The organism is Cupriavidus sp. 05T42 (assembly GCF_056396345.1).
This window is the reverse complement of sequence record NZ_JBFTLH010000002.1, coordinates 1-13065: the sequence shown is the minus strand read 5'-3', so window position 1 is coordinate 13065 and position 13065 is coordinate 1. Positions and strand designations below refer to the sequence as shown.

General features: G+C 64.9%; 13 protein-coding genes. 6 read left to right on the top strand and 7 right to left on the bottom strand.

The annotated features are described in order from the left end of the window. The first annotated feature begins 42 nt into the window (after window positions 1–42). Complete coding sequence (gene ilvD / locus AC1EJR_RS02105) at window positions 43–1716, top strand: dihydroxy-acid dehydratase (protein ID WP_477112798.1); 1674 nt, start codon at window positions 43–45, stop codon at window positions 1714–1716. Between the two features lie 75 nt (window positions 1717–1791). On the opposite strand, the gene AC1EJR_RS02100 is transcribed toward ilvD, so the two are convergent. Genes AC1EJR_RS02100 through AC1EJR_RS02090 form a run of 3 tightly spaced genes read right to left on the bottom strand, consistent with a single transcriptional unit; the run spans window position 1792 to window position 4286 of the window. Then, the gene (locus AC1EJR_RS02100) at window positions 1792–2301 is read right to left on the bottom strand and encodes a hypothetical protein (RefSeq protein ID WP_477112797.1); all 510 of its coding nucleotides are present in this window, start codon (window positions 2299–2301) and stop codon (window positions 1792–1794) included. Then, window positions 2298–2735, bottom strand: a complete 438-nt coding sequence (locus tag AC1EJR_RS02095) for a DNA polymerase III subunit chi (RefSeq protein ID WP_092290769.1) — start codon at window positions 2733–2735, stop codon at window positions 2298–2300. The genes AC1EJR_RS02100 and AC1EJR_RS02095 overlap by 4 nt, the downstream gene beginning before the upstream one ends. A 21-nt stretch (window positions 2736–2756) precedes the next feature. Then, window positions 2757–4286, bottom strand: a complete 1530-nt coding sequence (locus AC1EJR_RS02090; RefSeq protein WP_092290771.1) for a leucyl aminopeptidase — start codon at window positions 4284–4286, stop codon at window positions 2757–2759. Between the two features lie 163 nt (window positions 4287–4449). Between AC1EJR_RS02090 and lptF the strand changes: the two genes are divergently transcribed. Genes lptF through AC1EJR_RS02075 form a run of 3 tightly spaced genes read left to right on the top strand, consistent with a single transcriptional unit; the run spans window position 4450 to window position 7141 of the window. After that, entirely contained in the window at window positions 4450–5571 is a 1122-nt protein-coding gene (gene lptF, locus AC1EJR_RS02085; RefSeq protein ID WP_092290773.1) for an LPS export ABC transporter permease LptF, read from the top strand. Then, window positions 5568–6731, top strand: a complete 1164-nt coding sequence (gene lptG, locus AC1EJR_RS02080; RefSeq protein WP_092290775.1) for an LPS export ABC transporter permease LptG — start codon at window positions 5568–5570, stop codon at window positions 6729–6731. Before lptF ends, lptG begins: the two co-directional genes overlap by 4 nt. 5 nt (window positions 6732–6736) lie before the next feature. Continuing rightward, the gene (locus AC1EJR_RS02075; RefSeq protein ID WP_369825672.1) at window positions 6737–7141 is read left to right on the top strand and encodes a sirohydrochlorin chelatase; all 405 of its coding nucleotides are present in this window, start codon (window positions 6737–6739) and stop codon (window positions 7139–7141) included. Window positions 7142–7193: 52 nt separating this feature from the next. On the opposite strand, the gene cyoD is transcribed toward AC1EJR_RS02075, so the two are convergent. The 4 genes from cyoD to cyoA are packed head-to-tail and all read right to left on the bottom strand — an operon-like array spanning window position 7194 to window position 11192. Beyond that, entirely contained in the window at window positions 7194–7550 is a 357-nt protein-coding gene (gene cyoD, locus AC1EJR_RS02070; RefSeq protein ID WP_092290779.1) for a cytochrome o ubiquinol oxidase subunit IV, read from the bottom strand. Next, complete coding sequence (cyoC, locus tag AC1EJR_RS02065; protein ID WP_092290781.1) at window positions 7550–8215, bottom strand: cytochrome o ubiquinol oxidase subunit III; 666 nt, start codon at window positions 8213–8215, stop codon at window positions 7550–7552. Before cyoC ends, cyoD begins: the two co-directional genes overlap by 1 nt. Window positions 8216–8217: 2 nt before the next feature. Continuing rightward, a complete protein-coding gene (gene cyoB, locus AC1EJR_RS02060; RefSeq protein ID WP_477112796.1) occupies window positions 8218–10194 on the bottom strand; it encodes a cytochrome o ubiquinol oxidase subunit I in 1977 nt (658 codons plus the stop codon). Window positions 10195–10199: 5 nt separating this feature from the next. Next, window positions 10200–11192 carry a ubiquinol oxidase subunit II gene (gene cyoA / locus AC1EJR_RS02055; protein WP_092290785.1) on the bottom strand — a complete coding sequence of 331 codons (993 nt, stop codon included), beginning with the start codon at window positions 11190–11192 and terminating at the stop codon, window positions 10200–10202. Between the two features lie 102 nt (window positions 11193–11294). Between cyoA and AC1EJR_RS02050 the strand changes: the two genes are divergently transcribed. Continuing rightward, complete coding sequence (locus AC1EJR_RS02050; RefSeq protein ID WP_092290787.1) at window positions 11295–12695, top strand: aminotransferase-like domain-containing protein; 1401 nt, start codon at window positions 11295–11297, stop codon at window positions 12693–12695. 267 nt (window positions 12696–12962) lie between these two features. Continuing rightward, the coding region (locus AC1EJR_RS02045; protein WP_477106569.1) for a transposase at window positions 12963–13065 on the top strand (103 nt) is incomplete at its 3' end.

Sequence of the window (13065 nt, the reverse complement as noted above, 5' to 3'; positions counted from 1 at the left end):
CACGTCCGAGCCCGCCGCAAACTCCCCGGAGAGACCCCCACCATGGCATTCAACAAACGCTCGAAGCACATCACGCAAGGCGTGGCGCGCTCCCCCAATCGTTCGATGTACTACGCGCTCGGCTACCAGAAGGAAGACTTCGACAAGCCGATGGTGGGCATCGCCAATGGCCACTCGACCATCACCCCCTGCAACGCCGGCCTGCAGCGCCTGGCCGATGCGGCCGTGGACGCCATCAAGGCGTCCGACGCCAACCCGCAGATCTTCGGCACGCCGACCATCTCGGACGGCATGTCGATGGGCACCGAGGGCATGAAGTACTCGCTGATCTCGCGCGAAGTGATCGCTGACTGCATCGAGACCGCAGCCCAGGGCCAGTGGATGGACGGCGTGGTCGTGATCGGCGGTTGCGACAAGAACATGCCGGGCGGCATGATCGCGCTGGCGCGCACCAACGTGCCGGGCATCTACGTCTACGGTGGCACCATCAAGCCGGGCAACTGGAAGGGACGCGACCTGACCATCGTGTCGTCGTTCGAAGCCGTGGGCGAGTTCACCGCCGGCCGCATGAGCCAGGAAGACTTCGAGGGCGTGGAAAAGAACGCCTGCCCGTCCACCGGCTCCTGCGGCGGCATGTACACGGCCAACACCATGAGCTCGTCGTTCGAGGCGCTGGGCATGTCCCTGCTGTACTCGTCGACGATGGCCAACCCGGACGAGGAAAAGGTCGACAGCGCCGCGGAATCGGCGCGCGTGCTGGTCGATGCGATCAAGAAGGACATCAAGCCGCGCGACATCATCACGCGCAAGTCGATCGAGAACGCCGTGACGCTGATCATGGCCACGGGCGGCTCGACCAACGCGGTGCTGCACTACCTGGCCATCGCGCACTCGGCCGAGGTGGAGTGGACCATCGACGACTTCGAGCGCATCCGCCGCCGCGTGCCGGTGATCTGCAACCTGAAGCCGTCGGGCCAGTACGTGGCCACCGACCTGCACCGCGCGGGCGGCATTCCGCAGGTGATGAAGCTGCTGCTGAACGCCGGCCTGCTGCATGGCGACTGCCTGACCATCACCGGCCGCACGCTGGCCGAGGAACTGGAAGGCGTGCCCGACCAGCCGCGCGCGGACCAGGACGTGATCCTGCCGCTCGACAAGGCGCTGTACGCGCAGGGCCACCTGGCCATCCTGAAGGGCAACCTGGCCGAAGAAGGCGCGGTCGCCAAGATCACCGGCCTGAAGAACCCGGTCATCACCGGCCCGGCGCGCGTGTTCGAGGACGAGCAAAGCGCGATGGACGCCATCCTGGCCGACAAGATCAACGCCGGCGACATCCTCGTGCTGCGCTATCTGGGCCCGAAGGGCGGCCCGGGCATGCCGGAAATGCTGGCGCCGACCTCGGCCATCATCGGCAAGGGGCTGGGCGAATCGGTGGGCTTCATCACCGACGGCCGGTTCTCGGGCGGTACCTGGGGCATGGTGGTCGGTCACGTGGCGCCCGAGGCGTTCGTGGGCGGCACCATCGCACTGGTGATGGAAGGCGATTCAATCACGATCGACGCGCACCAGCTGAAGCTGGAGCTGAACGTATCCGATGAGGAACTGGCCAAGCGCCGCGCCACGTGGCAGCAGCCGGCGCCGCGCTACACGCGTGGCGTGCTGGCGAAGTTCTCGAAACTGGCCTCGACTGCCAGCAAGGGCGCCGTGACGGACTGACCCTGCCTGGGTCCCCGTCTCCCCTCTTCCGCCTGCGGGAGAGGGGAAAACTCTCTGCTTTCCCTGCTTTCTCTGCTACATCCCGCCCGGATCGCGCTCGATCTCCTCGAGCGTCGCATCCAGCCATTCCACCAGCCTCGCCTCCAACGCCTGCGTCAGCTCGCTGGCCAGTTGCGCGGTCAGCGGCGCCAGCCGCGATTGCAGCGTGGCTTCGGTATGGGCTTCCACCACCTGCGGCCACTCGGTGCGGAAACGCATCATCACGCGCGTCAGCAGTTCCGAGCGCACCGCGCGCAGGTCATCCTCACCCGGCAGAAAGGGCACCGGGTCGATCATCGGCGCTTCCGGATCGTCCTCCACCCCACCCTCGGTATCGCCGACTGACGACACCAGCCCTGACTCAGGCATGTTTGCCGTGTCGATGACCGTGCTGGCGGGCGTGTTGGTCGACATGGAGGCATGCCCCGGCGGCGGCGCGAAGGCGGTCTCCGGCAGGTCGGGCAGGTCCACGACCTCGGTCAGCAACGGCACGCTGTCGTTCGGGCCCAGCCGCGGAATCACCCGCGAGGTGGTACGTTCACTCATGCGGATTCTCCCTTGGCGGACTGGCCAATGTCGTGGTGCGTGAGCGGATAGCCGCGCTCACGATAGAAGCGGTAACGGTCGCGCCCGGCGGCACGTTCGGCCTCGCCGGCCCCCACGACCTCGATCAGCCGCTCGAAGCTGGCGAACTGCGCCGGCGCCTCGGGCGACAGGTTGACGAGGATCTGGTGGTGCGGCACGCCCTCGAGCGTGGCGGCCAGGATGATCGGCGTCACCGCCGCGTTGGGGCTGTCCAGCCCGCAATGCGGCAGGAAGTCGAGCGGCGAGAACGTCCACAGCCGCGCATCGAGCTGCGTCAGCTGCTGTGCCGTGCCGTATACCACCACCTTCTGGCCCGCGCCGTACGCCTTGCGAACCAGGCGGCAGACGTAGGCCAGCGTGTCCGGCACGTTGCTGTGGAAGTCGATGCGCGTCATCCCGGCTACCTTTCCGTCGATTTACGACGCGCGATCCATCAGGAACTGCGTCAGCAGCGGTACCGGACGACCGGTGGCGCCCTTGGCCGCCCCGCTCTTCCAGGCCGTGCCGGCGATGTCCAGGTGGGCCCAGTCGTACTTTTCCGTGTAGCGCGCCAGGAAGCAAGCCGCCGTGACGCTGCCCGCCGGGCGGCCGCCGATATTGGCCATGTCGGCGAAGTTCGACTTGAGCTGGTCCTGGTAGTCATCGTCCAGCGGCATGCGCCAGGCGGTGTCCATGGCCTTGCGGCCGGCGTCCAGCAGCTGGTCGGCCAGCAGGTCGTTGCGCGCGAAGAGGCCGCTGTTCACGTGGCCGAGCGCGATGATGCAGGCGCCGGTCAGCGTGGCCACGTCCACCACGGCGGCGGGCTTGAAGCGTTCCACATAGGTCAGCGCATCGCACAGGATCAGGCGGCCTTCGGCGTCCGTATTCAGGATCTCGATGGTCTGGCCGGACATGCTCGTCACCACGTCGCCCGGCTTGGTGGCGATGCCGCTGGGCATGTTCTCGCAGGTCGGGACCACGGCCACGACGTTGATTTTCAGGCCCATTTCGGCCACGGCCTGGATCGTGCCGAGCACCGAGGCGGCGCCGCACATGTCGTACTTCATCTCATCCATGCCCTCGCCCGGCTTCAGCGAGATGCCGCCGGTATCGAAGGTGATGCCCTTGCCCACCAGCACCACCGGGGCCTGCTTGGCGGCGGCGCCGTCGTAGCGCAGCACGATGAACTGCGGCGGCTCGACGCTGCCCTTGGTCACGGCCAGGAAGGCGCCCATGTTCAGGGCCTCGATCTGCTTGCGGCCCAGGATCTCGGCCTTGAGCTTGTGGCGCTTGGCCATGGCCCGGGCGGTATTGGCCAGGTAGGTCGGGGTGCAGATGTTGGACGGCAGGTTGCCGAGGTCGCGGGTCAGCTCCATGCCGTTGGCGATGGCGGTACCGCGCACCACGGCCTGGGTGGCCTGCTTGGCGTCGGCGGCATCCACGGCCAGCACGATCTTGCGCAGCGACGACTTGTCCGTGCCCACGCCCTTGGGCGGGCGCTTGAGTTCCGGATGGCGCTCCAGCAGGCGGTAGCCGGCGTCACGCACCAGGGTGATGGTGGTGATCACGGCCCAGGCCACGTCGCGCTGGGCCGGCGGCTGCTGGGCCAGGCACCAGAGGGCGGATGCGGCCCGCGTGCCGGACAGCGCACGCACGGCGGTGCGCACGGCCTCCACGAAAGCCTTGTCCGAGAACTCGGCTTCCTTGCCCAGGCCCACCAGCAGTACGCGGGCGGCGCCAATCCCGGCCACTTCGTGCAGCATCAGCTGGGTGCCGCGCTTGCCCTCGAAGTCGCCCTGCTTCACCAGACGCGCCACCAGCCCCTTGGTGGCGACATCCAGTGCCTTGGCCACACCAGCCAGGCTCTGGCCCTCGAACAGGCCAACCACCAGGCAGTCGGTCTTCGTGGCCAGGAAACCATTTTGGCCGGCTTTGCTCCAATCCAGGGCTTTTGTGCTAAATTCCATCGCGCTTCCTTCAGGGGCTCGTCGAAAAGAAAGGCCCCATTATCCGCGATTTTCATCCGCGATCTGCCGCCGCCGATCCGCCACGCTGACAGCCCGCGGTCCTGCCAGTCCCTCGGCCCCCGGTACATCGCCCGCTCCGGCCGGCAGCCGGAAGCGATTCCGCATGATCTTTCAACAAGCCCTGCGACGCGAGCTCGCCTACACCGCCGGCGCGGTGTTCCTGGTGATGCTGACTTTCATGCTCACGTCGCTCGTGATCCGCATCCTGGGGATGGCCGCCAATGGCAAGGCCAGCCCCAACGACGTGCTGATGCTGATCGGCCTGGCCACCATCGGCTATTTGTCGATCCTGCTGTCGGCCACGCTGTTCATCTCCACGCTGATCGTCCTGACCCGCTGGTACAAGGACTCCGAGATGGTGGTGTGGTTCTCGGCCGGCATCTCCCTGCGCGACCTGATCAAGCCGGTGCTCCAGTTCGCCGCGCCGTTCTTCGTCATGGCGTTGCTGCTGGGCATGTTCGCGTGGCCGTGGGCCAACCAGCAGAGCAGCCTGTTCCGCGACCGCTTCCAGCAGCGCGGCGTGCTGTCGATGATCGCCTCGGGCCGCTTCATCGAGCCGGCCAACGGCAATTACGTGCTGTTCATCGAGGGCATCGACGCGGACATGAAGTACGCGCGCAACGTCTTCGTGGCCAATGCCGAGGCGGGCAAGATCGGCGTGGCGTTGTCCCACCAGGGCCAGTTCCAGACCATGCCGAACGGCGACCGCCTGGTGGTGATGGAACACGGCCGGCGCTACGCCGGCACGCCGGGCCAGCTCGACTACCGCATCCTGGAATTCGACCGCTATGCCGTCAAGGTGGACAACAAGCCACCCGAGAGCGAGAGCGACATCCCGCCCAAGTCCCGCGACACGATCGACCTGATCCGCAATCCCACCCGTGAGAACCTGGGCGAACTGCTCTGGCGTGTCTCGCTGCCGATCCTCGCCTTCAATTTCGTGATGATCGCCATTCCGCTCGCGTACGTGAACCCGCGCCTGGGCCGCTATACGCCGCTCGTCTTCGCCGTGCTGATCTACCTGACCTACAGCAACATGATCAACCTGGCGCAGGCCTGGGTGCGCTCCGGGACGCTTTCCTTCTGGATGGCGCTCTGGCCGATCCACGTGCTGGCCTTCCTGGGCGCCGTGGGCATGTTCCGATACCGGCAGAACCGCAGCCTGGGCGGCTGGCGCGCCGTGTTCGGCATGCGCCGCAAGGCGCCCAAGGGGAGCCAGGCATGAGGATCCTCCAGGTCTACGAGCGGTATTTCGGCCGCCTGATCTATGGCGTGTTCGCGTTCATCCTGTTCGCGGTGCTGTCGCTGTTCGTCTTCTTCGACTTGCTCAATGAGCTGGAGAGCGTGCAAGGCGGCTACACCTCGCTGGTGGCGTTCTTCCACGTCATGCTGGAAGCGCCCACCCGGGTGTACGAGGTGCTGCCGATCGCGGTGCTGATCAGCGCGATCTACGTCTTCTCGCAACTGGCCAGCCAGTCGGAATACACGATCTTCCGCGTGGCCGGCCTGAACACGCGGCAGGCGTTGTTCTCGCTGTTCAAGCTGGCCGTGCCGCTGGCCGTCGTCACCTTCATCTTCGGCGAATTCATCGGCCCCGCGGCTGAGCAATACGCCCAGAAGGTGAAACTGGAGGCGATTGGCGCCACGGTGTCGGCGGGCTTCCGCTCCGGGGTCTGGGTCAAGGATCGCGACAAGGACACCACGCCCGAGGGCGCCGGCGGCGAGGTCACCCGCTTCGTCAATGTGCAGGGGCTGAAGCCGGACCAGACCATCAACGGCATCACCATCTACGAATTCGACCAGCAATACCGCCTGCGCGTGATCCGCGTGGCCAAGGAAGGCCGCTACCAGGGCGGTCAGGCGTGGCAGCTCAATGACGTCAACGAAACCCGTTTCATCGAGCTGCCCCACCCCGACGGCGCCAAGGGCGACGCCCTGGCGCCGGACTTCCGCGCCGAGCAGGCCAAGTTCCCGAACATGGTGATGCACTCGGAGCTGACGCCGCAGATCCTGTCGGTGCTGCTGGTCACCCCGGAGCGGATGTCCACGCTCGACCTGTTCCGCTACATCCGCCACCTGCGCGACAACAAGCAGGACACGCAGCGCTATGAAATCGCCTTCTGGAAGAAGGTGGTCTATCCGCTGACGCTGTTCGTGATGGTGGCGCTGGCGCTGCCGTTCGCGTACCTGCACGCGCGCGCCGGCGCGGTGGGCGTGAAGGTGTTCGGCGGCATCATGCTGGGGCTGTCGTTCCACTTGTCGAACACACTGTTCTCGCACGTCGGCCTGCTGCACACCTGGCCGCCGATCGTCTCGGCGCTCGTCCCCGGCACGCTCTACCTGGCCCTGGCGCTGAGCGCCCTGCGCTGGGTGGACCGGCATTGACGGCCGTGGCCACCACCGGCCTGGTCCTCTTCGCCCACGGCGCGCGCGACGCGCGCTGGCGCGAGCCCTTCGACCGGCTGCAGGCCAAGCTGTCTGCCCTGCTGCCGGACACCGCCGTGCGGCTGGCCTTCCTCGAACTGATGGAACCGTCGCTGCCCGTGGCGCTGGCCGAACTGGCCGGCGTTGGCGTGGCGGAAGTCACTGTCGTACCGGTGTTCTTCGGCCAGGGCGGCCACATCCGCCGCGACCTGCCGGCGCTGATCGACCAATGCCGGGCGCAATTTCCGGCGATGCGGATTGGCTGCGCCACGGCGGTGGGCGAGGCCGAAAGCGTGCTGGACGCGATTGCGGCGTACTGCGTGGGGGCGGTGGCAACAACACCATCGCGGCAATCGCCGATAGGGGAATGATCTGAAGACACGTCCATCAGCCTCACCGATGGACGTGCCAATTGCCTGCAATCTATCGGCTGCTGCCAACAGGCACCGACTGCATCGGCATCATGTTCAGGTTGGCGTTGTGCATGACCCACAACGACCCCGATACGACAATGGCGATCAGGAACACGGTACACGCAAAGATGGCCGTGTTGCCCCGCTGGCCCTTGCGCGGGCCCAGGTGCAGGAAGAACACCAGCTGCACCAGCAACTGGACGATACACAGCGTCACGATCATCAGCAGCCCCGCGCGCGGCGGCAACAGCTCGCCCATCACCGCACCGAACGAGATGAACGTCAGCACCAGCGAGAGCACGTAGCCGGTCAGGTGGCTGCGCAGGCTGCCATGGTCATCCTCATGCGCATGTCGTTGGTTGGCCATCACAGGAACTCCCGCAAGTAGACGATGGTGAAAACGCCGATCCAGACCAGGTCCAGGAAGTGCCAGAACAGGCTCAGGCAGGCCAGGCGACGACGCACGATGTCATCGAGACCGAACACCTGCACCTGGTTGACCATCACGATGATCCAGAGCAGCCCGGCGCTGACGTGCAGGCCGTGCGTACCCACGAGCATGAAGAACGCCGACAGATAGGCGCTGCGGTTCGGGCCTGCGCCCTCGTGCAGCAGTTCGTGAAACTCGAAGATCTCCATGCAGACGAAGGCGGCACCGAGCGCGAACGTCAGCACCATCCAGCGGATGACTTCGTTGGGGTTGCCCTTGCCGTTCCGTACCTTCTGCATCGCCACGCCGAAGGTGAGGCTGCTGGTCAGCAGCAGCACCGTTTCGCCGAGCACGAAGCGCAGATCGAACAGTTCGCGTCCGGTCGGGCCGCCGGCCGTGCCGTTGACGAGCACGCCAAATGTCGCGAACAGCGAGGCGAAGATCAGGCAGTCGCTCATCAGGTACAGCCAGAAGCCAAGCGTTAGGCTGCCTTGCGCCTGTTCGGCGTGATGCGCGTGATCGTCATCGTGCGCATGCGCGGCGTGGGTCTCGTGGTGCGGTGCCTGCGCGGCGTCTGCGCGCAGTTTCAAGGTCGTCGTCATGATCAGTTGGCCCCCTTCAGTTGCGCAAAGCGGGCGCGCTCGATGCGCTCCACTTCGGCGGCCGGGACGTAGTAGTCCACATCGCGGTCATAGGCGCGGGCGATGAACGTGCAGATCATCGCGGCCAGGCCAAAGCCCGCCATCCACCAGATGTGCCAGACCAGGCCAAAGCAGAGCACCAGCCCGAACACCGAGACGATGAAGCCCGCTGACGTGTTGCGCGGCATGTGGATGTCTTCATACGCGGCAGGCGCCACGTAGGCGCGGCCCGCTTCCTTGTCATCCCAATGCTGTTCCAGCGACGTGATGTGCGGGACGTGCGCGAAGTTGTAGAACGGCGCTGGCGAGGCAGTAGCCCACTCCAGGCTCCGGCCGTCCCATGGATCGCCGGACAGGTCGCGGTTCTTGTTCCGGTCGCGCACGCTGACGAACAGCTGCCACAGGATCGCCAGGATGCCGCAGCCGATGACCACCGCCCCCACCAGGGCAACGATCAGGTAGGGCTGCCAATCGGGATTCTCATAGTGGTTCATGCGGCGCGTCATGCCTTGCAGGCCCAGCGCGTACAGCGGCATGAACGCCAGGTAGAAGCCAATCAGCCAGCACCAGAACGCGACCTTGCCCCAGAACTCGTTCAGCGTGAAGCCGAACACTTTCGGGAACCAGAACGTCATGGCCGCCAGGCAGCCAAACACCACGCCGCCGATGATCACGTTGTGGAAGTGGGCAATCAGGAACAGGCTGTTGTGCAGCACGAAGTCCGCGCCCGGCACGGCCAGCAGCACGCCGGTCATGCCGCCCACGGCAAACGTCACCATGAAGCCAATCGTCCATAGCGTCGACGAATGGAAGCGGATGCGTCCGCGGTACATCGTGAACAGCCAGTTGAACAGCTTCACGCCGGTCGGAATCGAGATGATCGACGTCATGATGCCGAAGAAGGCATTGACGCTGGCGCCCGAACCCATGGTGAAGAAGTGGTGCAGCCAGACGAAGAACGACAGGACACCGATCGACGATGTGGCGTACACCATCGACGTGTAGCCGAACAGCGGCTTGCGCGAGAACGTGGCGATGATCTCCGAGAACGCGCCAAAGCAAGGCAGGATCAGCACGTAGACCTCGGGGTGGCCCCAGATCCAGATCAGGTTCACGTACATCATCGCGTTGCCGCCAAGCTCGCTGGTAAAGAAGTGCATGTCCAGGTAGCGGTCGGCGGCCAGCAGCGCCAGCGTGGCGGTCAGCACCGGGAAGATGGCGACAATCAGGATGTTGGTGATCAGCGCGGCCCACGTGAACACCGGCATCTTCATCAGGTTCAGGCCCGGTGCGCGCATGCGCAGGATCGTGACGATGAAGTTGATGCCGGTCAGCGTGGTGCCCAGCCCCGATATCTGCAGTGACCAGATGTAGTAGTCGACGCCTACCGTGGGGCTGTAGCCGAGCCCGCTCAAGGGCGGATAAGCGACCCACCCAGTGGCCGCGAAATCGCCGACGAACATCGACATCATGACCAGCACCGCGCCCATCGCCGACATCCAGAAACTCAGCGAGTTGACGAACGGGAACGCCACGTCGCGCGCGCCGAGTTGCAGCGGCACGATCACGTTCATCAAGCCGAGGATGAACGGCGTCGCCACGAAGAAGATCATGATCACGCCATGCGCGGTAAAGATCTGGTCGTAGTGATGCGGAGGCAGGTAGCCGGTTGCCTCGCCCACGGCGATGGCCTGCTGGGTGCGCATCATGATGGCATCCGCAAAGCCGCGCAGCAGCATGACCAGCGCCAGGATGATGTACATCACGCCGATGCGCTTGTGGTCGACGGAGCAGATCCACTCTTTCCAGAGGTAGGACCATTTGTTGTAGTACGTGATGGCGCCCAACAGCGCGGCGCCGCCCAGCAGCACCATCACCAGCGTGCCCATGATGATGGGCTCGTGCAGGGGGATGGCGTCGAGAGAGAGTTTTCCAAGCATGATGATTAGCGCTCCAGGGTCTGCTGCTGCGCCGGGAGCGGCGGCATGTTGGCGCCGGCAATGGCGCTGATGGTCACCGGGCTGTCAGCGCGGCAGATGTCGCCATTGCTGGCCATGTACTGGTCCACCACGCCCTGGAACAGGCGCGGATCGACCTTGGCGTAGAGCGTGACGGGGTCCTTGCTGCTGGGTTGCTCCAGCTTGCGGTAGGTCTGTTCGTCAAGCATGTGGCCCGATGCCCGGGCGCGCTCGATCCACGCATCAAACTCGGCGCGCGACGTGGCGACGGTGCGGAAATGCATGTCCGAGAAACCGGCGCCGCTATACGCCGCGGACCGGCCATCGAACACGCCAGGCTTGTCGGCAATCAGATGCAGCTTCGTCTGCATGCCGGCCATGGCGTAGACCATGCTGCCCAGGCGCGGGATGAACAGCGCGTTCATGGTCGATTCGGCCGTGATGCGGAAGTTGATCGGCGTCCCCACTGGCACGGGTAGCTCGTTCAGCGACGCCACGCCGTATTGCGGATAGATGAACAGCCACTTCCAGTCGAGCGCCACCACGTCCACTTCCAGCGGCGCCACCTTCGATTCGATCGGGCGGAACGGGTCGAGCTTGTGCGTGGTGTCCCAGATGATGATGCCGAGCAGCGCCACGATCACGCACGGAATCCCCCACACCACCACTTCAATGCGGGTCGAATGCGACCAGCGCGGCGCGTACTCGGCCTTGGTATTGCCTTCGCGGTACCGCCACGCAAACACCAGCGTAAGGATGATCACGGGGATCACCACCATCAGCATCAACGCCGTGGCCAGCACGATCAGGTCCCGCGTTTGCACGCCGATGGACCCGCTGGGGTCAAGCAGATCCCACGAACAACCGGCCAGGCTTAGCGGTAGCGCGGCGAGGGTCAGCCAACGCCAGAGAACAGGAGAAAGGAAACGGGGAGACTTTCGCCGACGGACGCCCCGCGTATCGGCCACACGCACATGCATAACAACCACCTTCGCAAGAAAAACGGGTTATCCGGTTTTGTATGGATTTACCCGAACCGCGAGGCATGCTAATGTAAGACAACGCCCATACAAGAGATTTCGATGCCGAATCAACACTCGAACGAGGCACCCGCCCGGCCCGACTGGGCCCGGCCACTTCGAGAAGGAAGCGGATCGCGATACCTTCAGATCGCCGACCTGATCGAGACGGCGATGCAAGGCGGGAGTCTTACCCCGGGCGACCGCCTGCCCTCGCAGCGACAGCTCGCGTCCCTGTTCGGCGTCGACCTGACGACCGTGACCCGTGGCCTGAACGAGGCGGCCCGACGCGGTCTTACCGTCGCCCGTGGCTCTCAAGGGACGTTCATTGCGCTACCGGCTTACGAGTTGTCCCAGGCCGTGGATCTCAGCATGAACGTGCCACCTCCGGCGCCCGGCATCGATGTCGGCGAGATGCTGCGACGGGGAATTGGGCAACTCACCCTGCGCGCGGATCCGGCACTGTTGATGACCTACCACCTGGGTGGCGGCACGACAACCGACCGGTCTGCCGGCGCGCGTTGGCTAGCGCCGATGCTGGGCTCGGTCGCCGAGGACGACGTCGTGGCATGCCCCGGTGCGCAGACGGCGTTGGCAGCCCTGATCATGGCTGGCACGGAACAAGGCGGCGCGATTGCCGCCGAGCCCTTGATTTATCCCGGGGTCCGGGCCGCCGCATCGCAACTCGGCAGGCGCATCGTCACGATTGCGGTCGATGGCGACGGCATGCGCCCAGACAGCCTGGAAGCGGCATGTCAGACGGAAGGGGTCCGGCTGGTCTACCTCAATCCAACGCTACAGAACCCGACGACGCATACGATGCCCGAGGCACGACGCCGAGACATCGCCCGTGTCGCGGAGCGGCAGGGCATCCTGATTATCGAAGACGACCCCTACTGGCTGCTCACACCTGATGCGCCCCCACCTATCGCTACCCTGGCGCCGCAGCAGACCGCCTATGTCTCGACGCTCTCGAAGTGTCTGAGCCCGGGGCTGCGGACCGCGTATGTGGTCGTGAAGGATCCGACCGTTCAGAACGCGATGCTGACTGCGCTCCGGGCCATCACGCTGATGGCGTCGCCGCTGGCGACGGCGCTCGCCACGCAGTGGATCCTCGATGGTGCCGCGAAGACGCTCCTTGACGGCATTCGGACGGAGGCTGACGCGCGGCAGCAAATCGCCAGACAATGGCTGGCGGGCTTCGATGCCAACCCTGCCTTGGGCATTCATATCTGGCATCCACTGCCGAGCTATTGGACATCGGCAGACTTCACCCGGACCGCGCGTTCCGAAGATCTTCGCGTGACCGGCGCCGACGCTTTTGCGGACGGCACGTCCGTTGCAGGTGCCATCCGGATTTCACTCGGTGGGGTCGCCGAACGCGGGCAGTTGTCGCTTGCGCTCAAGAAGCTGTCAGGGCTTCTCGCGCGAAGGCCGGTGCGCGACACGTTTCAGGTCATTTGAGACGTCGGCTCAGTCCGCTCAAACCGTTCCAGCCTCCGAACGTGAGTCCGCCTGGCTCAGCGCCTGACGGACAAACCAGTTCGATGGCTGAGCCTACTGCAATCCATACAACTACATCGTTTGTATGCATTCAAGCCAATGATAATCCGTATCTTCTGCGTCGATGTACGGATTTGCAAACCGGATTCGTGATCGGCGATGAACCAAAAAAAGCCAGAGCATTGAACTGCACCCCAAAAGTTGGACACCAACTTTTGGGGTGTTTTCATGTATCGGTACTCGGAGCAGTTCAGGCTGACAGTTATCCAGAGCTACCTGGACGGTCAGGCAGGCTATGGTGAGATCGCCAAACGCCATGAAATAGACAGCG

Bases quoted from the DNA above. Each gene is read 5' to 3' on its own strand.
- ilvD (WP_477112798.1), top strand. From the start codon at position 43: ATGGCATTCAACAAACGCTCGAAGCACATCACGCAAGGCGTGGCGCGC.
- AC1EJR_RS02100 (WP_477112797.1), bottom strand. From the start codon at position 2,301: ATGAGTGAACGTACCACCTCGCGGGTGATTCCGCGGCTGGGCCCGAAC.
- AC1EJR_RS02095 (WP_092290769.1), bottom strand. From the start codon at position 2,735: ATGACGCGCATCGACTTCCACAGCAACGTGCCGGACACGCTGGCCTAC.
- AC1EJR_RS02090 (WP_092290771.1), bottom strand. From the start codon at position 4,286: ATGGAATTTAGCACAAAAGCCCTGGATTGGAGCAAAGCCGGCCAAAAT.
- lptF (WP_092290773.1), top strand. From the start codon at position 4,450: ATGATCTTTCAACAAGCCCTGCGACGCGAGCTCGCCTACACCGCCGGC.
- lptG (WP_092290775.1), top strand. From the start codon at position 5,568: ATGAGGATCCTCCAGGTCTACGAGCGGTATTTCGGCCGCCTGATCTAT.
- cyoD (WP_092290779.1), bottom strand. From the start codon at position 7,550: ATGGCCAACCAACGACATGCGCATGAGGATGACCATGGCAGCCTGCGC.
- cyoC (WP_092290781.1), bottom strand. From the start codon at position 8,215: ATGACGACGACCTTGAAACTGCGCGCAGACGCCGCGCAGGCACCGCAC.
- cyoB (WP_477112796.1), bottom strand. From the start codon at position 10,194: ATGCTTGGAAAACTCTCTCTCGACGCCATCCCCCTGCACGAGCCCATC.
- cyoA (WP_092290785.1), bottom strand. From the start codon at position 11,192: ATGCATGTGCGTGTGGCCGATACGCGGGGCGTCCGTCGGCGAAAGTCT.
- AC1EJR_RS02050 (WP_092290787.1), top strand. From the start codon at position 11,295: ATGCCGAATCAACACTCGAACGAGGCACCCGCCCGGCCCGACTGGGCC.